Here is a 20874-nt window from a genome sequence, read left to right on the forward strand (position 1 = left end):
ATCGCAAATCGCAAATGGAGATCTATGTCATCTGACCTAATCGTTTTCCTCGTCCTTTCCCTCGTCGCCATCGTGACCGCGATAGTCATGCTGTTGCACCGCAACCCAGTCTACTCAGCGTTATTCCTCGTGCTAAACTTCATCGCGGTGGCTGTGTTCTACCTGCTGCTGGGCGCTCCGTTCATCGCGATGGCGCAGATCACGGTCTATGCGGGTGCCATCATGGTGCTGTTCCTGTTCGTGATCATGCTGTTGGGCGCGGAACGGCTTCCCGACGCAAAGGTCCTGCGCTTGCAGAGACCGCTGGCGTACGGGCTGGCAGCCGTCCTCGCAGCGGAGACGATCTATCTCCTCTTAACACAAGCCGGTTCGGATTTGGTTGTCACTACCCCGGATGCATCTCTCAACACGATGGAAAGCCTGCGCGAAATCGCAATGGAATTGTTCAATCGGTTCCTCCTCCCGTTCGAGGTGACTTCCATCCTCCTGCTGGTGGCTATGATCGGCGCCATCGTGCTGTCAAAGAGAGAGAAAGGGGAGCCGAAATAATGGTCCCAATCGAATATTACATCATCCTTTCTGTGATCCTGTTCTCCATCGGCGTGGCAGGCGTGGTTTTCCGCCGCAACCCGCTCGTCATCTTCATGTCCATCGAGTTGATGCTCAATGCGGCGAACCTTGCCTTCGTCGCTTTCAGCAGCGTCCTCAAATCCTTTGAGGGACAGATCTTTGTGTTCTTCGTCATTGCGGTTGCCGCGGCGGAGGTGGCAGTTGGACTGGCGCTGATCGTGGAGATCTTCAAGTCCAAGCGCACGATCGACATTGATCAGCTGAACAGTATGAAGGAATAAGTAAAACGTGATGCGTAATTCGTAGATCGCGCATCACGGATTACGGAGAATGTCATGCACTTAATTGAAACGATGAACACAGGATTTTTCTTCCTTGCCCCATGGCTGGTGCTTGCACCAGTGATCGGTCTGCTCGTCAATGCCGTTTTTGGGAGGCAATTATCCGAAAAATGGATCGGCGCAATTGCAAGCCTTGCATCCGGGACGGCATTCATCGTCTCGGTCTTGCTGGCATATTCGGTGGCGGTCAATCACGGTCATGCCGTCAGTGTGCCCTTTGCGGAGTGGATTCACATCGGCGACCTCAAACTCGATTGGAACTTCCGCGTCGACTCGCTTTCGACGACGATGATGCTGGTTGTTTCGGGTGTCGGGACTCTCATTCACATCTACGCCATCGGATACATGCACGAGGATGTGCGCTTCAAGCATCAGGAGGGACGCTTCGCCCGCTTCTTTATTTTCTTGAACCTGTTCATCGCTGCGATGATGATCCTCGTCTCGGGCGATTCCTATTTAATGCTCTTCGTTGGCTGGGAGGGCGTGGGTCTCTGTTCTTTTCTGCTGATCGGTTTCTGGTTCGAAATGGACACCCTTGCCCGTCCCTCCTGGGCGAATTCGGACGCCGCGAAAAAAGCCTTCATCACCAACCGCGTGGGTGACTTCGGTTTCCTCATCGCCGGTTTTTTGATGTTTTGGTATCTCGGAAGAAGTTTCCAGTTCGACGATGTCTTCGCCGCCGCGCCCGCGATTGCAGAAACTCAACGATGGGTGATCATCGCAATAACACTCTTCATGCTTCTTGGCGTGGCGGGGAAATCGGCTCAGATCCCGCTCTATGTCTGGCTGCCAGATGCGATGGCGGGTCCAACTCCTGTCTCGGCTCTCATCCATGCCGCGACGATGGTGACCGCGGGCGTTTATCTTGTGGCGCGCTCGGCTCCGATTTATACGCTTGTCCCTGAAGCGCAATATATCGTGGCGATGGTCGGTGCGATGACCGCGCTCTTTGCCGCGACGATTGCGGTCGGTCAGTACGATATCAAGAAAGTGCTGGCGTATTCCACCATTTCACAGCTTGGTTTCATGGTCGCCGCGGTGGGGATGGGCGCATTCGTGGCGGGAATGTTCCACCTCGTTACCCACGCTTTCTTCAAGGCTCTGCTCTTCCTTTCTGCGGGTTCGGTCATCCTCGGCTTGGAACGCGGGCATCACGCTCATGCCCATCATGCTCATCATGAGGAGAGACATAAGGTAAGAGGAAAGAGGAAAGAGGAAAGAGAGCATGAGGAACATAAAGAAGTCTTCGATCCCGGCGATATGCGCAACATGGGCGGACTCCGCAAGACCATGCCGGTCACATTCTGGCTTTATATGATCGGCACACTTGCGTTGGCGGGAATCTTCCCCTTCGCGGGCTTCTGGTCGAAGGATGAAATCCTGCTCGATGCGAACCTGCATTACACCAGCGTCTATTGGCAATTAACGATCGCCGCTTTCTTTACAGCATTCTACATGGGCAGGCAGATTTGGATGGTCTTCTTCGGCGAGGCGCGCAGCGACGCCGCCAAGTCTGCGCAGGAAAGCCCGAAGGTAATGACCGTGCCTCTCATGGTGCTGGCAGGTCTCAGCGTAGTTGGAGGCGCGTTAAATCTTCCATTCGAAGGGTTCCATCACCTAGGTCACTGGCTGGGATATACGCTGGGCGAAGTCGAAGGTCTTCCTCTCAATTTACAAGTTGCCGGTATTTCCACGGTTCTGGCGTTGCTTGCCATTTTTATCTCATGGCTGATCTACGGCCGCAATCCGTTGAAGGATCACCAATCCGATCCGCTCAAACGCCCGCTAGGCTTTGTCTTCACCGGCATGGAAAATAAATGGTTCGTGGACGAAGGCTATGGCGTGTTGATCATCACGCCCTTCAAAAAACTTTCGCAGTTCCTCGCCGAGGTGATCGATTGGCGTTTCTGGCACGACTTTGTGCATGACACTATGATTGCCGGGACGTACAACTGGCTGAGCGAAATCGTCCTCAACCGTTACGCCGACCAGAAGGGCATCGATACCTTCTTCAATAGCTGGGGCTCGTTTACGCAATGGCTCTCCGGCAATGTTCGTAAAATCCAAAATGGCTTCGTCCGCTCGTATGCGCTTTCGGTGCTGTTGGGCGTTGTATTGATTTTGGGTTACCTGATTTTGAAATAACTCGTAGAAACCGAGGATAGAATATGAAATTTCTTTTGCAACCTCTTACGATCCTGACCTTCCTTCCGCTGGCGGGCGTGCTCGTCCTTGCTTTCATCGACCCCGGGCGGAAGAATGTCATCCGCTGGATCGCCCTGGTTACATCGCTGGTCACATTCCTTGTTTCGTTGTGGGTCTTTTCGATGTTCGATTCGTCGAATCCCGACCTGCAACTGGAAGCCAAATACCCGTGGATCCAGGTGGCGGGATGGAACGTCTATTACTACCTCGCCGTGGATGGTTTGAGCATCCTGCTTGTGATGCTTACTGCCTTCCTCACGCCCATTTCCATTCTCTCCACATGGTCCGCCGTCGAAGACCGCGTGAAGGATTTCATGATCTTCTTCCTCCTCCTCGAAGTGGGCATGACCGGCGTCTTCCTCGCACAGGATTTGTTCCTCTTCTATATCTTTTGGGAATTCACCCTCGTGCCGATGTATTTCCTCATCGGCATTTGGGGCGGACCGCGCCGCGTCTATGCCGCCATCAAGTTCTTCCTTTACACCATGGCGGGTTCCATCCTGATGCTGGTTGCGATTATTTTCCTCGGCATCAAGGCGGATACCTTCAATGTGCCGACGATGCTCGTGCGCCTACCCGACTTGTATGCCACCGGCACGATTCCCGCCTCGGTACAGATGTTGCTCTTCATCGCTTTTGCCGCCGCTTTCGCCATCAAAGTTCCGATGTGGCCCCTCCATTCCTGGCTGCCCGATGCGCATGTGGAAGCGCCGACTGCAGGTTCCGTCATTCTTGCCGGTGTTTTGTTGAAAATGGGAACATACGGTTTCCTGCGCTTCAACCTTCCGCTCTTTCCCGATGCCTCCGTCCAGGCCGCCCCGTGGATCGCGCTTCTCGCGACCATTGGCATCATTTACGGCGCGGCGGTCTCATACGCCCAATCAGACGTGAAAAAACTGGTCGCTTATTCCTCGGTTAGCCACCTCGGTTTCGTCATGCTCGGTTTGTTCGCGCTCAATCCTGAAGGTGTCGCTGGCGCGATTTTGCAAATGGTCAATCACGGCCTGAGCACGGGAGCGTTGTTCCTTCTCGTCGGCATGATCTACGAACAGACTCATACCCGCGAGATCAAGGTATACGGCGGCTTGTGGAAGATCACCCCGATTTTCGGTACCATCATGCTCATCGCTTCGCTTTCTTCGATGGGCTTGCCCGGTCTCAACGGCTTCGTGGGCGAGTTCACCATTTTGCTTGGCGCATTCGGCTCCGAAGCCATCGGCAATCCCTGGTATGCGGGCATTTCCGCGCTGGGTGTCATTATGGCGGCGGTTTATATCCTCTACATGTTCCAGAAGGTCTTCCTCGGTCCTGCGGGTGAAATCACGCATCACCACGAACTCAAAGACCTCAACTGGCGCGAGATCATTACAGCGATTCCACTGGTCGTCTTCATGTTCTGGATCGGCCTGTATCCGAAACCCTTCTTCGATATCCTCGCCCCCGCGGTCGAGAAGTTGTTATCCGCTTTGCCTTTGTAATCTTACCCTCACCCCCGCCTCTCTCCCCAAGGGAGAGGCGGGGGTGAGGGAATGGAGCGTTCATGACGCCGCCTACATTCATTGACTTTTACTCGCTTCTTCCCTACATAATCCTCACGGTATGGGCGTGCATTATCCTGCTTGTTGACCTCTTCATCCCGAAAGGGCGCAAAGGCATCACGGCAGTTCTTGCAGCGATCGGGATCGCCGTCTCGCTTGGATATTCGATCACACAAACCGGCATCGAAGCCAGTGGCTTTACCGATATGATCTCGCTCGATGGCTTCTCGACCTTTGCCAATGTTCTTCTCCTTGCCAGCGGGCTATTCTCCATCGCCCTTTCTTATGGATACACCAAACGCATGGGGATCGAACGCGGTGAGTATTACACGCTCTTGCTGTTCAGCCTTACCGGCATGATGCTCATGGCGCAGGCCTCCGACCTCATCATTGTCTTCCTCGCCCTCGAATTGCTCTCCATCCCGCTTTACGTCCTCTCCGCCATTTCGCGAAAACTGCAATCGGAAGAATCCGGCTTGAAATACTTCCTGCTTGGAGCGTTCGCCAGCGGATTTGTAGTCTATGGAACGGCTCTGATCTTCGGCGCGACAGGATCTACCAACCTCTCCGTGATTTTCTCCCAAGCCGCATCAGTCGGGACCTCGAACCTGCTCCTGACCATTGGAGCGGCGCTTCTCCTGGTTGGATTCGGCTTCAAGGTCGCCGCAGTTCCCTTCCACATGTGGACTCCGGATGTCTATCAGGGCGCGCCGACTTCCGTCACCGCCTTTATGGCAGCCGGCGCGAAGATCGCAGGTTTCGTGGCGTTATTCCGCGTATTTGCCACCGCCTTCCCAAGTGTTGCTTCCAACCTGACCGATATCCTCTGGGCGCTCTCCGCGTTGACGATGATCGTCGGTAATCTCATCGCCATCTCGCAGACCAACATCAAGCGCATGCTGGCATATTCGGCAATTGCGCATGCAGGTTATGTGCTCATGGCATTTGTTCCATATGGGAATGAGACAGTTTCTGCGACTGCTGTTGCCGCAGGTTTGTTCTATCTTGCGGCGTACGCTCTCAGTAACTTCGGGTCTTGGGCTGTGGTGATCGCCCTTGAAAAATCGGAGGGACGCGGGCTTGGGATCGATGACTATGCTGGCCTGGCAAAGAAATATCCCGCTCTCGCCCTTTGTATGACCGTTTTCATGCTCTCCCTCATCGGCTTCCCGCCAACCCTCGGCATGGTGGGAAAGTTCTATCTCTTCCGTTCCGCCATCGCGGGCGGATTCACCGGTCTCGCCTTGATCGGTGTGATCACTTCCCTTATCTCCGCATACTACTACCTGCGGGTCGTGGTCAACATGTACATGAAAGAAGGCGATCCCGATGTCGAACGCGAACCCTGGCTCGGACTCACAACATCCGTGACCGCAATCGCCACAGTGGTAGTGAGTTTTGTCCCACAATTCCTTTTCCTACTGGCTTATACAGCTGTCTTGCGATAAATTTTGTTGACAGCGTAATCCTTTGCGGTATAATACCGCCCGCACGAAATGGCTCCATAGTTCAATCGCAGAGCAGTTGCTATTCTCGGATCTGTAGCTCAACGGCCAGAGCAGTGGTCTCTTAAACCATTGGTTGAGAGTTCGAATCTCTCCAGATCCACCTAGGAAACACCCGGGATAAAACTTGGGTGTTTAGGTTTTAAAAACACAGAATCATCACTTTGGTACGCAATTGGAGAAAATGATGAAGAAGTGTGATCATTGTAAACAATATAAAGAGGATGAATCTTTTGCCTGGCGATGGAAAACCCTCGGAATCAGACAGAAGACCTGCCGCGATTGCAGAAAATATTTTAACAAAAATTGGTATGAAGGGGATGCCAGACAAAGACATTTAAAAAATGTCAAGGAAAGAAAGCACGCTGCCCGTAAGGTGGCACGGGAATATGTATGGAATTATCTTTCCACTCACCCTTGTTCACAATGCGGTGAGACCGATCCGGTTGTCCTGGAGTTCCATCATAATGGTGGAAAGGAAAGAGCCGTCGGGGTGATGGCTGCAGGCGGATATCCAGTTGCCAAAATTCAGGCAGAAATTGATAAATGCACGGTTTTATGCGCCAACTGCCACCGAAGGTTGACCATGAAAGAACGAAAATGGTATAGGGGAACCAGGTAGCAGATTGTTCGACCCGCTCCGGAGTCACAGAAAAAAACATCCCTCGATTGGGATGTTTTTACTTTTTATCGACAAATGCAACTCAGAGATTTACAAAACAGGTCATTCCCCGGTCAGCCAGCCGAACAAACCCTTCTTTGGCAGAGTTTCCTCCACCCGCGGCATCGCCAGGAGAACGACCGAAATGTTATCGTGCCCGCCGCGTTCATTGGCAAGGGCAACCAATGCCTCGGCTGCGGATTTCAGATCGCGCTTCCCGCGGATGACCTGCTGGATCTCATCGTCCCATACCAGGTCGGTTAAGCCATCGGTGCAGATCAAGATTGTATCGCCTGGTTCGAGTTGGAAACCTTGATTATTGATCGATTCCTCATCGGTTTCGTTGTTATCGATGCGCAGACGAAAATCCACTTCAGGCAGGCGCAGGCCCCCAAGGTGGCGGCGGATGACGTGAACGTTTGGGTGGTCGCGCATTTGTTCCGCGGTGATGATGCCCTTTTCGAACGCTTCCTGCACCCAGGTGTGATCTATCGTCAATTGCTGAATGAACTTTCCGCGCAGGAGATATACGCGCGAATCGCCCACATAACCGATGTAAAGCCGGTTCTCGATCACCCACACACAGGCGCAGGTCGCTCCCATGCCCTGTTCTTCAGCCTTGCCCGCGGAGTGTGATGCAATCGCCTGGCTGGCGTCGTGAATGGCATTCTCCATGATTTTGATCGGTTTGCGCGCATTGCTTTCCGCCACATGCATACTGATGTAGTTGACCGCCAATTCCGCCGCCACTTCCCCGGCACGGTGGCCGCCAATTCCGTCCGCGACAACGGCGAAGATCGAGGGACGCGGGTCGTCCTTCCCCAATTGGAAGGATGAAACAGCATAACGGTCCTCGTTGTTCTTGCCTGAGAGACCCGCATGACTGAGGGCAGCTATGTGCAAGTGGGCAAGCGTGGTACGGATCATTCTTCGGGATTTACAGGGATAATTTTGGGGGTTCGCAGAGGCGGGGGAGTCCTCAGCATGAATCGATACTTTAATTGACCAAAGTTTACCATATCCCCATGCTCCAACCGGTAGCCCTCTCGGGGGATAAGATCGTAGTTCACCCACGTCCCCGCGATGGATTGGACATCCTGAAGCAGGTAACCGCCGTCATCGGTGGCGCGGATGCGCGCATGCACAGGCGAAATGGAAGGATCATCCAGAATTTGTGTGCATTGTGCCGGATCAGTGCCGATCAGGATTTCCTTCCCATTCAAAGGAATGGGTGGGATGGCGGCATATTGACCATCGTTTTGGAGTCTTACGAGCGAAGCCGCCGCCTCGGCTTCCACTGTTTTATCTGTTTTGTTTTTTCTGGGTCTGGATTGCCGCCTTGGCTTTTTCTCTTTCACAGCCGGAGCCGATTCTGTCATAATGGAAATCGACTGGGTAAGCGGGTCGTTTTGCGCACGACGTTCCTCCTGAACAGCGCGCAATGAGAGGAATCTAAATCTGCCGCCGAGCAGGATGGCGAACAACACAAGCCCGGCAAAAACGATCGCCCCGAACGTGAGCTGCGACCGGTATTTTGCAAGGAATGCGGCGGGTCCGCTGGGCGGTTTGATAACCGTGACCACCACAGGCAGAGGCATGCTTGTCTTGCTCAGGCCGAGCGTATCCACCGCCTCGACCATGATCTGATGTTCCCCGCTGATTGCATAGGCGGTAAGGTCCCATGTGAACTCATTGAACGGCTCTGATGTGTTTTCATCCATGACCGTTCCGTCCACGTACAGGGTTGTGCGCGCGAGCGCGCGATTGTACCCGTCGGGGAATTCGACGATGATCTGGATTCTTTGAGATTCAGGCAGCAGAACTTCCGTATTGAACGGGTCGTCGGGCGGAGCCTGCCGTGTAATCTGCATGGCTGGCGAAACAGGAATCGGGTTGGGTGGCTGGATGTTCAAATCGAACTTTTGCGCATCCGAAGTAACCGTTCCTGCAGAGGGCAGAGTCACCTGAACGACAAGGTTGTGTTCGCCGGAAAAATTCAACTGCGAGTCATATTTGAGGTGATAGATTCTGCGCAATGGCGCAAAATAAACTTCGGGGTCTGGGAAGCGTTCCTCGCCCGAGAATTGGAACATGCTCCCGCCTGTCTGGATGGCTAGATTGTTGAAGACAGCCGCGCTTGTGGTGGTGAAGGTCGTGTTTGCATCCACGTACCATACATAGACACGGATCTTGTTATCGACCGCGCGTTGGATGATGGGTTCGAGGTCTGCAGCGAGGTTCGGGTTTTCCATTTGCGGCGTGATGAAGAGCACGGCGCGTTTCACTCCGATGCGCGGGGTCTGGGCGCTGACCACATCAAGCGCGGAAACGAGCGATTGCAGGTTGGGGTTCGCTTCACGCAGGTCCGGTTGGAATCCCTGCAAGCCGACGATGAAATCTGTTGGAGAAGCATGGTTGATGACAGGTCCCGCCTGGCTGACGAGACTCAGATCATCGGGCAGGTCGGGAGGACGCGATTGCGCCCATTGGATGATGACCTGCGATACGCGTTGGAATCGCGAGATTCCGTTCGCATTCCTTGCATCCAGCGCCTCTCCCTGGTTGAAGGCGACCGCCAATTGCAGGGGAATCGCCATTTCGTTGAAGCTCACGGCCGGGAGGGATTGCCCGTTTTCGAGAACAGTGACCGCTTCGGGTTTGAGTCCCGAGGCGAAGATTCCGCTTGAGTCGGTCACATCCACAAATCCCGAAATTTCCGGGAAGGCCGATGTGTCCACATTGTATAAAGTAGCAGACGCAGTGAACTGGTCCTGCGCGAGGGCGGGAATCGTGACGCCGAGGATCAGGCTTGTCGCAAAAAAGGCGAGGAGAAAACTACGCATCAGCCTGCGTGAGAACGGGCATGTTTTCCGTTGGCCTTGTAAGTTGCAAGTAGGAGAGCGCCCACGAAGTTTTCATGTACGCCGTGAGGACGCCGTTCAAGAAAATGAAGACAGGCAGATACAAGCCGCAGCATGCGACGGAGAACCACGCCGTTGGCGGCAAGGCATCGCCTGGGCGGAAGTCCATCATCCCAATCGCGCCGGGAATGACCGCTACGACGATTGGCAGGGCAAAGATGAAGCCGATGATGGCTCCGCCGATGCCGAGCACGAGCGAAAGCACGATCATGCCGCCGATGTCGGATTTTGCGATCTCCCATCCGCGTTTGAAGCCGTCCATCAGGGTGAGATCTTCCGCCACGATCGCCGCCTGTCCCTGTTCGAGGATGATGCCCACCGCCCATGCCACGGGGATGATGAGACAGATGAGCGGTAGCAAACAGGCGAAGCCGATTCCTGCAGTGGCAACACCCAACAGAAAGAACGGCAATAAGATGACCAGGAAGGCAAGCCCCACGAGGAGATTCATTCCGAAGAAGCGCCAGAAATACGGCATACTTTCGGACCAAAGTTCCGCAAACATCAACGACGGCGCGCCGCCTTCCACCTTGTAGACCCCCTTGAGGATGCCGATGCGCCCCATCATCCCCAATGCATAGAAGGCGAAGGAGATGATTAATATCGCAACACATACCAGGATGATGATCAGCATGTATTGCTGGAAGAACTCAATGGCTTGCCCGCCAAAGCGCTCCACATCGCCCTGGAAGGGCTGGGCATCGCCGCCGCCTGACGAACCTCCGTTGTTGCCACCCCCGTTGCTGTTGGCAAAACCCGCAAAAATCCCGAAGATCCATAGAACCTTGTGGTTCCAGATGATCTGCCAGGAACGGGTGAGGATCTTTCCGAGGTCGATTTTCATGTCAATCTCCTGAGGGCGGCGTGCGCTTTCCCACCGCAAAACCGTTTAAATCATACACTACTCAAAGGTTTCCGTCCACGTGGGGTATTTGCCGTCGGGGCGCGGAATTAAATTATTTTCCGCCCCTTTCTGGTATCATCCCAACATTCCCGCCAGGAGAAAACGAATGTCCGCAGCCGAATTCGACACATTCCTTCGTAAATATCCCGCCTACAAGGACACCAAACTCATAGACGATCTCCGAAAGAGCGATTACGCCCGGCTCGATGCGGGCGAGCACGTCTATCTCGATTACACCGGCGGCGGAATTTATGCCGAGTCGCAAGTTCAAAAACATCACCAATTGCTCAAGGAAAACGTCTTCGGTAACCCGCACTCTTCCAACCCGACCTCCCTTGCCGCCACGCACCTTGTCGAGGGCGCGCGCGATTACATCCTCGAATTCTTCAACGCCGATCCCAGTGAATATCTCGCCATCTTCGCGTCCAATGCCAGCGGCGCGCTCAAACTCGTCGGTGAGAGTTATCCCTTCCCGAACGGGCGTTATCTTTTGACGTTCGACAACCACAATTCCGTGAACGGGATTCGCGAATTCGCCCACGTGCGCGGGGCGGAAGTGACCTATATCCCGGTCATGCTGCCTGAAATGCGAGTCGACGCCTCCCAACTCGAAGCAGAGTTGGCTCGCCCCTCCAAAGCGGGTCATAACCTGTTTGCTTTTCCCGCTCAATCGAACTTCTCCTCCGTCAAGCACCCGCTCGAGTGGATCGAAAAAGCCCAAGCCCATGGCTGGGACGTACTGCTCGATGCGGCTGCATTCGTCCCAACCAGCAAACTTGACCTGAGCAAGGTCAAACCGGATTTCGTTCCCATTTCTTTCTACAAGATCTTCGGTTATCCCACAGGGCTCGGCGCGTTGATCGCCAGAAAAAAAGCCTTGGCAAAACTTCATCGTCCCTGGTTTGCAGGCGGGACGATCACGGTCGCATCTGTGCAAGGCGACAGATACTATCTTGCTGAAGGGGCGCCTGCTTTCGAGGACGGCACGCTCGATTATTTGAACATCCCCGCATTGGAAATCGGCTTGAAGCACATCGAATCCATTGGCTATGATGTCATCGGTGAACGCGTCAAGTCGTTGACCGGTTGGCTGTTGGACAATCTCACCGCCATGAAACACAGCAACGGCGTGCCCTTGGTTCGGGTCTTTGGACCGACATCAACAGAGGGAAGAGGCGGGGCGGTCACGGTCAATTTCTATGATAAGAACGATCAAGCCTTCGACCATCGTTTCATCGAAAGTGAAGCCAATAAAGTGAATATTTCCTTGCGGACGGGTTGTTTCTGCAATCCCGGAGCAGGTGAAGTGGCGCTCGGCATCTCCCGTGTGGAATTGGATGTCTGTTTCACATCACCCGGTCACGAAGACCGTTTGACTCTCGATGATTTCCGTTTGTGCATCGATGGCAAGTCGTCCGGCGCGGTGCGCATTTCGGTGGGTATGGTCACGAACTTCAACGATGTGCAGGCGTTCCTTGCGTTTGCGAGGGGTTTGCTGGCATAAATTGCAATGTATAAGATCTCGTGTTCTTTGCGCCTTCTATGATTGAAAACCGCTTGGTATGAACATCCAAAACATACAACTCATGTACGAATACAACTACTGGGCGAGCGGAAAGATCCTTTCCGCCGGGGCAAAGGTGACTCAGGAGCAATTCCTCGCGCCTGCGGCGTTCCCTTATGGCGGTTTGCGCGGAACACTGTTCCATATTGTGGATGGGGAAAGATTATGGCGCGTATTGTTCGAGACGAACGAGATCGTGGAAGATATGAAAGAAGAAGATTTTCCCACATTTAAATCTCTCGAAATGAAATTCCAAGACGAGGAAAATGCCTTGCGTGCCTACCTTAACCGGCTGACCGATGCGGATATGGAAAGTCATCTTAGGTATACGGTCGAAGGCGGGATCCAGCGCGACCGCATCCTCTGGCATTGCCTGTATCACCTCGTCAATCACGGCACACAGCATCGCAGCGAAGCCGCCGCCATCCTCACAAGTTACGATGCCTCTCCCGGCGACATCGATTTCACCTTGTTCCTCAACGAATATATAAAAGCGAAATAGCAAAAGAAATACCCATGCTCAAAAGGATTATCGGATTTTTCGTTATCGCCGCCGTCTCCATCATCGGATCGTATGGCATTAATTCCTATTTTTTCGATTTGATGACGCGCTCACCCATCGATCAGAAGTTGATGATTTTCTTTCTGGCATGTGCGCTGACTTTCATCCTGTTCATGGTCTGGATTGACGGGCTGAAGACCGGTTGGAAGTGGAACCCGCCCCGTTTGACGCCGGACTCCCTGCTCGATAACCTTCCCGGCATTGCCCTGGCGATCCTTTTTTGCCTGGTCTACCTCCGTTTCGCAGTTACATTGAATAACTTTGGCGTTGGGCAGGTGGATAACCTTTTCGACGCGGATGTCGCTTCGTGGATGCGGCGTATCTCCTTCGAAGATGTTCGGGATTTCGAAATGCGCGGTCCGCATCCCTTCACGTATTTCATCTTCCGCCCCTTTGGGTTGACCCTCAACCTCTTTACGAACGACCCGACCTTTTCCGCGATTCTCTTCAACGCCCTGGCTGGCGGATTGTGCGTCTATCTCATGTGGCTGCTGGTCAAACGCAAGTTCGGGAGCAAGACGTACGCGTTTTTGATGGCATTCTTCCTCGGTGCAAGCGCTTCCCATTTCTGCTTCGGGAGCGTCATCGAGACCTATATATATTCCGCTTTGGTTTTGCTATTATTCATCCTGCTTGCCGAGAGGGAGGGCACATCAAGCTTCGCATTGGTCGCGGTGGGTGTCGTCACCTTCGGTATTACTTTGACGAACTTTGTTCAAAACCTGTTCGGTTTTATTTTCTCCCGTCCGCGTTGGAAGGAGATCATCCGTTTTACGGGTTGGGCGGTCTCGATCTCCCTGATCCTGACCTATTTGCATGCATATTTCTATCCCGCAAGTAAATTGTTCTTCCTTGTGCCCGATGTGCAGAACGAGGAGAAATTCTTCCTGGATATTCTCCTCTTGCCGGATTGGATGATCGAAGGGCGCCTTTTCTACCTGGCGCGGACGCTTCTCTTATACAGCGTCATCGCGCCCAAAGTTTTCATCCTCACCACTGAAGTGGGAAGCACGATACCAGAATTTCGGTTTTACAAAATTTCACCCGGCGTTTTCCATCAAACGAATTACGACGGCCTTGGACAAATCCTTGCCATCGCATGGGCAATACTGCTGGCCGTCTCGGGAGCGGTCTTCCTTTGGCGGCTGTTTCGCGAGAAAAAGATTGAAATGCCTCTCGCCTTTGCCTTGTGCCTCCTGTTCAACTTCGCCATCCATGTCAATTACGGGCAGGAATTGTTTCTATATTCCCCGGATTGGACCTACGCGCTGATCCTTTTCGCCGCTTATGGTTTATCCCCCTTGGCGAAGAACCGCCTCTTTCAAGCCGCGATGCTGGTCTTCCTTGTTCTGCTGGCGTACAACCAATGGGATTTTATGAGCATCATCCTTCGTTCGCTTGAAGAATACGCTCTGACGCTTCCGCCTGTCATCCCGTAGAGTGTGGGTATTCCGTTTTTCTCGCCAGCGCCCAAACGGATAGAAGTAGAATATAAAATAACAGACTGCCCAGAAACTGGGTGGAAAGCATCAGCGTGGAATCTGTCCACTCGAAGAGAGCCAGCGCGAGGTCCTTTGGAACCGAAAGGAGGATCAAGCTCGAAACCAGCAGGATGTGCATCCAGGCTTTATAGGGAATCCCTTCGGCATTTCCAAGATACATCGCGGCGGGAATCAGAAGAAGTACAAAGTAGTGGGTCCATGCGATGGGGCTGGTGAGCAGGGAAAGGGTCAAAATGATGAAGAATTCGAGAGCGTACTCGAATGTCCTTTTGCCGGGACCCCTGCCCAGGAACAAAACGAAAAGCGCAGGCAGGGCTAGCAAAACCCTCCCGATGTTCGATGCGATGCTGTAAGCGGGAGTCGGAATCAACGGATCCCAGCCGAGGTTTCCCGGCATGAAGATGCGCGCCAAAAATCCGCTCAACGATTGGTTGTTATATGCCGCTGTTGGGTTGCCCGCCATCAAGAGCACGCAGCGCTCCAGCCAGATCGAATTCAACTCAAGCGGGACCAAAACCAAAGAAAGAATGAGAACCGCGCCTGCAATCAGCAAACCGCCGCCGACCACTTTCCACTTTCCACGCACAAAAAAATATCCCGAGGGCAAAACAAGCGGAAGTTTGACAAGCCCCGCCGCGCCGAGAATGATTCCAGTAAGCCACTCCCATCCGCGGCTTAGACTGAAGAACGCCAGCAGAACAAGGAGCATGACGATCTGTGTTGTGTTCCCAAGCCAGATGCTGTAATCGAGCGGGCCGTTCAACGCCAATAACCCCAAAACAAGAAAACGCATCCAGCCTCTGACGTTCGTCCCTCTGACGAGCCAATACGCGAGAGGAAGAAGACAAAGATAACCGACCAGGAAAAAGATTCGCCCCGCCAATTCCTTTGGGAGATCGGACAATGGGACGAAAAGATAGGCAAAGAGCGGGAAATTCGTAAAACCATAACAGGTTTCGTCGTACAACACATCGGGGTTGCGCACGATCTTCCGCCCGCCGTGATAATACCCTTTGAAAAAATCGTAGAGGGCATGGTCTTGAACCACATAATACCCGACGAACGCCAAAAGGATGATGCAGGCGATCCACCACATCCAGCGGATGCGCCGGTCTGCGAGCCGGTCTTCAAAGAGAAAATAAAGCCCTGCAAGGAGGATGGGCAGGAAGGTAAACGGCAGATAGAACGAAAAATTGGGCATGAGGTTGAAAGAAAAAAGATGCTGACTGGGGATTATAACATTCGCATTTTGGCGATAAAATCAGTTCACATTATGTTGAACAATCAAACCCGTTCCCATATCAAACCCGGCATGATCGTGTTCATTGTCCTCAAACAGGACCAGCGGACTGGCCGGCTTACGAAAGGCGTTGTCAAGGATATCCTGACGAAATCGCCGACACACCCTCATGGGATCAAGGTCCGCTTGGTGGATGGGCGGGTGGGGCGCGTGAAGGAAATTATCGAAGAGTCTGTGCCATGATCATCTGCACCATCGAAACCTTGATCGAGGATTGCCAATGAAACGATTGCTCGCCGGATTTATCATTCTTTTTCTCGCCGCTTGCGGCTCGTCCGCCTCAGACTCACCGACGGCGGAGCTGCCCGCCCTGATTCCCCCTTCACTGACGCCTCCCTCCGATTCTGTTTCGAGAGAAGAGACTCCCGACCTTCCGCTTGGGGAGACGCCGATCCTCGTCCTGCCCACCGATCAAACTGCGGGTCTCACTCAACCGGTTTGCATCGACTCTCTTCCCACGCAGGCCGATATCGACCGCGCGCTCGCCTTTGCCGATGAATTCTTCGAAGCAGGCGATTGGGAACGCAGTTACACCGTCTCCAGCGACAAAGTGTTGGTCTCCTGGTATAGCGCTTCCCTTCCGGCCATCGTGAACCTGGAAGCGCTCGTTTTTCCCTGCAGTTACGAGGAACCCGACCTGGATGCATACTATAACGTGGATGCGTGGGCGATCATTTTCGGCAATTACCAAAGTTACGAATTTATAGATGAATGCCGGAACGACCAGGGACTGCGTTTGTATAATTTCATCGCCGTGGACCAGGGTTTGGCGTACCAGGTCCGATATTGGGTGTTGAACGATACCCCCACGCGCGTCATTTCATTCATGGCCGTCCTGCCCATCGACGCCGGGACACAAATGGACGAGATCGCTTACGCACTCTTCCCTCAATTGACCAGTTGCGAACAATAGGCAAATTTGACGGGTTCCGAATCCCGTCAGGTCTTTTATAAAGGAATCATACATGGCTTCCCGCTACGACATCCTCTTTCAACCCATAAGGATTGGTCCCGTCACCGCGCCGAACCGTTTCTATCAGGTGCCGCATTGCAACGGATTTGGCTGGCGCATGCCCCAAAGCATGGCCGCCATGCGCGGAATGAAAGCGGAGGGCGGCTGGGGTGTGGTCTGCACCGAAGAAACGGAAATTCACCATTCCACCGACCTCTCACCGTATTTCGAAGGGCGCATCTGGGATGACGAAGATATTTCCACCTGGCAGTTGATGACCGAGGAGGTTCATAAACACGGCGCACTCGCCGGCATCGAACTGACCTATAACAGTCACGATGCGGCAAATTTATATTCCCGGGCTTCCGCCCTCGGTCCTCGTTCGATGAGCATCACCGGCGGAGGAGGGTATGAGCCGGGTCAGACGCGGATTGCATCGAAGGATGATCTCAAACAGATTCGCAAGTGGCATCGTAATGCCGCCATCCGGGCGAAGAAGGCGGGTTTCGACATCCTCTACTGCTACGCCGCGCATAACATGACGCTGGCGTTCCATCTCTTATCCAAAGACAATGACCGCGCTGATGAATATGGCGGTTCGCTCGAAAACCGCGTGCGGTTCTTCCGCGAATTGATCGAGGATACGAAAGATGCCGTCGGCGATACATGCGCTGTTGCTGTGCGCTTTGCCGTGGATGAACTTCTCGGCGCAGACGGCATGCAACATAACGGCGAAGCAAGCGAAATCGTTTCGATGCTCGCCGAACTGCCCGACCTGTGGGACGTGAACATCAGCGCATGGAAGAACGATTCGATCACATCCCGTTTCGGGAAGGAAGGGCATCAAGAAAAATACATTTCCTTCGTCAAGGAACTTACAACAAAACCCGTTGTCGGTGTGGGACGTTATACCTCGCCGGATTCCATGGTCTCCGCCATCGAGCGCGGCGTCATGGACCTCATCGGCGCGGCGCGGCCTTCGATCGCCGATCCGTTTTTGCCGAACAAGATCAGGGAGGGCAGGCCTGAAGATATCCGCGAGTGCATCGGCTGCAATATCTGTGTCACGGGCGATACGCGCTTCGTTCCGATCCGCTGCACGCAGAATCCGACCATGGGAGAAGAATGGCGGCGTGACTGGCATCCTGAGTTCATCGCGCCGAAAAAATCGAACGACGAAATTCTCATCGTCGGCGCGGGACCGGCTGGGCTTGAAGCGGCTCGGGCGTTGGGTCAGCGCGGGTACAGGGTCATACTCACCGAAGCGAAGCGGGAGGCGGGCGGTCGCGTCTCGCTTGAGTCGCAGCTTCCAAATCTTATCGAATGGCGCCGCGTCGTCGATTGGCGGCTCAAACAGATTCAAAAACTCGATAACATTTTTTTCTATCCATCCAGTCCGATGACTGCGCAGGATGTTCTCGATGCCGGCGCGCCGCATGTCATCCTTGCCACGGGCTCAACCTGGAGGCGTGACGGCATGGGCCGTAATATCTCGCGTCCGCTGCAAGGCAGCGGCAAAATTTTCACCCCCGATGATTTAATGAACGGCAGATTACCGGCGGGAAAAGTTTTGGTTTATGATGACGACCATTACTACATGGGCGGCGTGTTGGCTGAACTACTTGCTGTGAACGGATGCGAGGTCACATTGTTGACTCCCGCTTCGACGATCTCCGCATGGACTGAATTCACCCTCGAGCAGGATCGCATCTACAAGCGTTTGCTTGATTTGAATGTGACTCTTCTCCCGCATCATGTCCTCGCCTCTCACTCACCGCGAACTGCTGCTGTTTCTCATGTCATTACCAACTTTGAAACGACCCTCGACTGCGATTCCATTGTCCTTGTGACGGAGAGGTTTCCGAACGACAGCCTCTATCATGAGCTCAAACCCGCCCTCGAAGACAGACGATTCAAATCCCTGCGTCTCATCGGCGACGCCGAAGCGCCGGGCATCATCGCGCAAGCAGTGTTCAGCGGGCACCTGGCGGCGCGCGGGTTCGATGAATTCATCGACCTCGATGTGACACCATTCAGGATCGAGCGGGTTAAGCTTTAATATCTTCAGGAATATCGAGCCAGGATGAACTCTGCCGAAATCAAAAGGAACTTCCAGCCATCCGTTCTGCTGCCCAGCCTCACCGCCGGGCTGATCAATGCCGTCATCCTCGTCAGCATGGAGATTTCCCTCGCTGTGCTAATCTTCTCCGGGGATCTAAGCCCATTCGCGCCGCGCGGGATCGGAAACATCCTTGTCGGCACGGCTCTTGTTACCATCGTTATCGCATTGACCTCATCCCTCGTAAACATGATCGGCGTACCGCAGGATACGCCCGCCGCGCTCATGGCGTTGATGGCGGCCGGGGTGGCGGCGACTCTTCGAGGTCAGGCGCCTGAGGCGGTTTATTCCACAGTCGTGGCGGCGATCATGCTTGGTTCCCTCCTGACCGGGATCATCTTTATCATTCTGGGTTGGTTCAAATTAAGCGGGTTTGCGCGGTACGTTCCTTATCCGGTCGTGGGAGGCTTCCTGGCAGGAACGGGTTATGTGATTGCCAAAGGCGGGTTTAGCGTGATGGTGAACATTCCCCTGAATTTCGCGAACCTCCCCATGTTTTTTTCGCCTTCGATTTTATGGGATTGGCTGCCCGCCGTTCTTTTCGGGCTGGCATTGCTGCTGATCCTGCGCCGCTTCCAGCATTTTTTGATCATGCCCGGCGCCATCGTCCTTGCGACAGCCGGCTTTTATCTATACCTGTTCCTATCGGGGATATCCGCTGCGCAGGCAGGCGAAAACGGCTGGCTTTTGGGTCCCTTTCCTGAAGGCGGGCTGTTCCAGTTCTTCACGCCTGAAAATTTCAGGATGGTTCAATGGGGCGCGATTTTCGGAAATTTCGAAACCTACGCCACGCTGTTCGGGTTGAGCGTCATCTCGCTCCTGCTCAACGCCAGCGGGTTGGAGGTGATCTACAAACGCGATATCGACCTTGACCGCGAACTGGTCGCAGCGGGCAGTGCGAATTTGTTCGGCGGTTTCCTCGGTTTCCCGGTCGGTTATCAAACGCTCAGTTTTTCGGATCTGTCGAACCGTTTCGGCGTAAAGAGTCGCCTGGTTGGGGTCTTTACCGGTTTGTTCTGCGCGCTGGTGCTTTTTCTCGGCGCATCGTTCATTTCATATTTTCCCAGATTCGTGCTGGGTGGGATGTTATTCTTTCTCGGGCTTACCTTCCTTTCGGAATGGCTTGTGGATTCGTACAAACTCCTTCCGCGAATGGATTACGCGCTGATCTGGGTCATGCTGTTCATCATCGACCGGATCGGTTTCCTCGAAGCCATCGGCGCGGGCATTGTGATCTCGGCGCTGTTGTTCGTGATCAGTTATGGCAGGGTCAGCACAATAAAGAATGTTTTCTACGGCGGCACGCTGCACAGCCGTGTGGAACGCCCGCAGCGGCATCGCGATTATCTTGGCGCACAGGGTGATAAGATCCACATCCTGGTGTTGCAGGGTTTCATCTTCTTCGGCTCCATTCAACGGATCTTGGGAAACGTCCGCAAACGCATGTCGCTGAAGGACGAAAACGAGATGAAATTTCTCGTGCTGGATTTCCATCATGTAAAGCGGCTCGATTCCTCCGCCGTATTTGGAGTGACACGCCTCAGGCAGCTGGTCGAGGCTGGGAATATTGCCATGGCTTGGTCGGGTCTTTCAGACGATATCCGCTTGCAAATGGAACGTGGCGGGCTTTTGGAAGGGCAGGGCGATTCCTTCTCCCTTCATCCCACGCTCGATCATGCCCTCGAATGGTGTGAAAACAAATTACTCGCGGGTGAAAAGGAGCAACCTACTGTCGACCTTGGCAAACGCATTCTCTCCACCTTGAACCGTACCTTCCCCGGCATTATCCGCATCAAGGAGTTCATGGAACGCGCGGATATCCAGCCGGGCGAATACTTCATCAGACAGGGCGAAGATTCGAACGATCTGTATTACATCGAGTCCGGGCTGGTGACAGTGGAATTCGAAACGATCAAAGGCGAAGTGGTTCGCCTGCGCAGTGTCAAGAACGGGGCCACGCTTGGTGAAATCACGCTTTATCTGGGCGGCGTGCGCTCGGCTTCCGTCAAGGCGGAACAGCCCAGCGTGGTGTACCGCCTTTCGAAAGAAAGTTTACAAAAGATGCACAAGGAAGATCCGGCTCTTGCGGCCCTTTTGCATGAGTGGATCGCCCGGACTTTGGCGGGACGTTTGGCGGAAAACAACAGGTTGGTCGAATTATTCTTCGATTGATCCTCGGACCTGACAGGGTTGGAAAACGAGTCAGGTCTTTTTTTATTAAGTGGGATAA

General features: G+C 53.8%; 17 protein-coding genes and 1 tRNA gene. 14 read left to right on the forward strand and 4 right to left on the reverse strand.

Annotated features, from left to right (window positions below):
- Positions 1 to 24 precede the first annotated feature (24 nt).
- The 7 genes from HS100_09705 to HS100_09735 all read left to right on the forward strand — a co-directional run bounded on the left by HS100_09705 (position 25) and on the right by HS100_09735 (position 6781).
- Positions 25 to 549: an NADH-quinone oxidoreductase subunit J gene (locus HS100_09705; GenBank protein MBE7434183.1), complete on the forward strand. Its 525-nt coding sequence runs from the start codon at positions 25 to 27 to the stop codon at positions 547 to 549.
- Positions 549 to 851: an NADH-quinone oxidoreductase subunit NuoK gene (gene nuoK, locus HS100_09710; protein MBE7434184.1), complete on the forward strand. Its 303-nt coding sequence runs from the start codon at positions 549 to 551 to the stop codon at positions 849 to 851. Before HS100_09705 ends, nuoK begins: the two co-directional genes overlap by 1 nt.
- 72 nt (positions 852 to 923) lie before the next feature.
- Positions 924 to 3056 (forward strand): NADH-quinone oxidoreductase subunit L, encoded by a 2133-nt coding sequence (locus HS100_09715; protein MBE7434185.1) that lies wholly within the window; start codon positions 924 to 926, stop codon positions 3054 to 3056.
- A gap of 23 nt (positions 3057 to 3079) precedes the next feature.
- The gene (locus HS100_09720) at positions 3080 to 4594 is read left to right on the forward strand and encodes an NADH-quinone oxidoreductase subunit M (GenBank protein ID MBE7434186.1); all 1515 of its coding nucleotides are present in this window, start codon (positions 3080 to 3082) and stop codon (positions 4592 to 4594) included.
- Positions 4595 to 4656: 62 nt separating this feature from the next.
- On the forward strand, positions 4657 to 6102 hold the full coding sequence (locus tag HS100_09725; protein MBE7434187.1) for an NADH-quinone oxidoreductase subunit N: 1446 nt from the start codon (positions 4657 to 4659) through the stop codon (positions 6100 to 6102).
- An 87-nt stretch (positions 6103 to 6189) separates the two neighbouring features.
- Positions 6190 to 6262: transfer RNA gene (locus HS100_09730), tRNA-Lys, on the forward strand.
- An 84-nt stretch (positions 6263 to 6346) separates the two neighbouring features.
- Positions 6347 to 6781: a hypothetical protein gene (locus HS100_09735; GenBank protein MBE7434188.1), complete on the forward strand. Its 435-nt coding sequence runs from the start codon at positions 6347 to 6349 to the stop codon at positions 6779 to 6781.
- Between the two features lie 102 nt (positions 6782 to 6883).
- Here the strand turns inward: HS100_09735 and HS100_09740 are convergent, their stop codons facing one another.
- From HS100_09740 to HS100_09750, 3 genes are read right to left on the reverse strand one after another with little or no spacing between them, the layout of a single operon-like run.
- Positions 6884 to 7747, reverse strand: a complete 864-nt coding sequence (locus HS100_09740) for a serine/threonine-protein phosphatase (protein ID MBE7434189.1) — start codon at positions 7745 to 7747, stop codon at positions 6884 to 6886.
- Positions 7744 to 9663, reverse strand: coding sequence for an FHA domain-containing protein (locus tag HS100_09745; GenBank protein ID MBE7434190.1), 1920 nt, complete (start codon positions 9661 to 9663; stop codon positions 7744 to 7746). Before HS100_09745 ends, HS100_09740 begins: the two co-directional genes overlap by 4 nt.
- Positions 9656 to 10585 (reverse strand): hypothetical protein, encoded by a 930-nt coding sequence (locus HS100_09750; GenBank protein ID MBE7434191.1) that lies wholly within the window; start codon positions 10583 to 10585, stop codon positions 9656 to 9658. Before HS100_09750 ends, HS100_09745 begins: the two co-directional genes overlap by 8 nt.
- A 166-nt stretch (positions 10586 to 10751) precedes the next feature.
- On the opposite strand from HS100_09750, the gene HS100_09755 reads away from it, so the two are divergent.
- Genes HS100_09755 through HS100_09765 form a run of 3 tightly spaced genes read left to right on the forward strand, consistent with a single transcriptional unit; the run spans position 10752 to position 14210 of the window.
- Complete coding sequence (locus HS100_09755) at positions 10752 to 12149, forward strand: aminotransferase class V-fold PLP-dependent enzyme (GenBank protein MBE7434192.1); 1398 nt, start codon at positions 10752 to 10754, stop codon at positions 12147 to 12149.
- Positions 12150 to 12207: 58 nt separating this feature from the next.
- The gene (locus tag HS100_09760) at positions 12208 to 12711 is read left to right on the forward strand and encodes a DinB family protein (GenBank protein ID MBE7434193.1); all 504 of its coding nucleotides are present in this window, start codon (positions 12208 to 12210) and stop codon (positions 12709 to 12711) included.
- A 14-nt stretch (positions 12712 to 12725) separates the two neighbouring features.
- Positions 12726 to 14210 carry a hypothetical protein gene (locus HS100_09765; GenBank protein MBE7434194.1) on the forward strand — a complete coding sequence of 495 codons (1485 nt, stop codon included), beginning with the start codon at positions 12726 to 12728 and terminating at the stop codon, positions 14208 to 14210.
- Here HS100_09765 and HS100_09770 read toward each other — a convergent pair.
- Entirely contained in the window at positions 14200 to 15474 is a 1275-nt protein-coding gene (locus tag HS100_09770) for a DUF2029 domain-containing protein (GenBank protein MBE7434195.1), read from the reverse strand. The two genes, HS100_09765 and HS100_09770, sit on opposite strands and share 11 nt — an antisense overlap.
- A gap of 75 nt (positions 15475 to 15549) precedes the next feature.
- Between HS100_09770 and HS100_09775 the strand changes: the two genes are divergently transcribed.
- Genes HS100_09775 through HS100_09790 form a run of 4 tightly spaced genes read left to right on the forward strand, consistent with a single transcriptional unit; the run spans position 15550 to position 20816 of the window.
- Positions 15550 to 15756: a YwbE family protein gene (locus HS100_09775; protein ID MBE7434196.1), complete on the forward strand. Its 207-nt coding sequence runs from the start codon at positions 15550 to 15552 to the stop codon at positions 15754 to 15756.
- Between the two features lie 37 nt (positions 15757 to 15793).
- Positions 15794 to 16486 carry a hypothetical protein gene (locus HS100_09780; GenBank protein ID MBE7434197.1) on the forward strand — a complete coding sequence of 231 codons (693 nt, stop codon included), beginning with the start codon at positions 15794 to 15796 and terminating at the stop codon, positions 16484 to 16486.
- A gap of 52 nt (positions 16487 to 16538) precedes the next feature.
- Positions 16539 to 18584: an FAD-dependent oxidoreductase gene (locus HS100_09785; protein ID MBE7434198.1), complete on the forward strand. Its 2046-nt coding sequence runs from the start codon at positions 16539 to 16541 to the stop codon at positions 18582 to 18584.
- Between the two features lie 24 nt (positions 18585 to 18608).
- Positions 18609 to 20816, forward strand: a complete 2208-nt coding sequence (locus HS100_09790; protein MBE7434199.1) for an SLC26A/SulP transporter family protein — start codon at positions 18609 to 18611, stop codon at positions 20814 to 20816.
- Positions 20817 to 20874: the final 58 nt, after the last annotated feature.

Source organism: Anaerolineales bacterium (genome assembly GCA_015075725.1).
GTDB lineage: Bacteria > Chloroflexota > Anaerolineae > Anaerolineales > Villigracilaceae > Villigracilis.

Excerpts from the sequence above, each read along its gene's own strand:
- HS100_09705 (MBE7434183.1), top strand. The coding sequence starts at position 25 with ATGTCATCTGACCTAATCGTTTTCCTCGTCCTTTCCCTCGTCGCCATC.
- nuoK (MBE7434184.1), top strand. The coding sequence starts at position 549 with ATGGTCCCAATCGAATATTACATCATCCTTTCTGTGATCCTGTTCTCC.
- HS100_09715 (MBE7434185.1), top strand. The coding sequence starts at position 924 with ATGAACACAGGATTTTTCTTCCTTGCCCCATGGCTGGTGCTTGCACCA.
- HS100_09720 (MBE7434186.1), top strand. The coding sequence starts at position 3,080 with ATGAAATTTCTTTTGCAACCTCTTACGATCCTGACCTTCCTTCCGCTG.
- HS100_09725 (MBE7434187.1), top strand. The coding sequence starts at position 4,657 with ATGACGCCGCCTACATTCATTGACTTTTACTCGCTTCTTCCCTACATA.
- HS100_09735 (MBE7434188.1), top strand. The coding sequence starts at position 6,347 with ATGAAGAAGTGTGATCATTGTAAACAATATAAAGAGGATGAATCTTTT.
- HS100_09740 (MBE7434189.1), bottom strand. The coding sequence starts at position 7,747 with ATGATCCGTACCACGCTTGCCCACTTGCACATAGCTGCCCTCAGTCAT.
- HS100_09745 (MBE7434190.1), bottom strand. The coding sequence starts at position 9,663 with ATGCGTAGTTTTCTCCTCGCCTTTTTTGCGACAAGCCTGATCCTCGGC.
- HS100_09750 (MBE7434191.1), bottom strand. The coding sequence starts at position 10,585 with ATGAAAATCGACCTCGGAAAGATCCTCACCCGTTCCTGGCAGATCATC.
- HS100_09755 (MBE7434192.1), top strand. The coding sequence starts at position 10,752 with ATGTCCGCAGCCGAATTCGACACATTCCTTCGTAAATATCCCGCCTAC.
- HS100_09760 (MBE7434193.1), top strand. The coding sequence starts at position 12,208 with ATGAACATCCAAAACATACAACTCATGTACGAATACAACTACTGGGCG.
- HS100_09765 (MBE7434194.1), top strand. The coding sequence starts at position 12,726 with ATGCTCAAAAGGATTATCGGATTTTTCGTTATCGCCGCCGTCTCCATC.
- HS100_09770 (MBE7434195.1), bottom strand. The coding sequence starts at position 15,474 with ATGCCCAATTTTTCGTTCTATCTGCCGTTTACCTTCCTGCCCATCCTC.
- HS100_09780 (MBE7434197.1), top strand. The coding sequence starts at position 15,794 with ATGAAACGATTGCTCGCCGGATTTATCATTCTTTTTCTCGCCGCTTGC.
- HS100_09785 (MBE7434198.1), top strand. The coding sequence starts at position 16,539 with ATGGCTTCCCGCTACGACATCCTCTTTCAACCCATAAGGATTGGTCCC.
- HS100_09790 (MBE7434199.1), top strand. The coding sequence starts at position 18,609 with ATGAACTCTGCCGAAATCAAAAGGAACTTCCAGCCATCCGTTCTGCTG.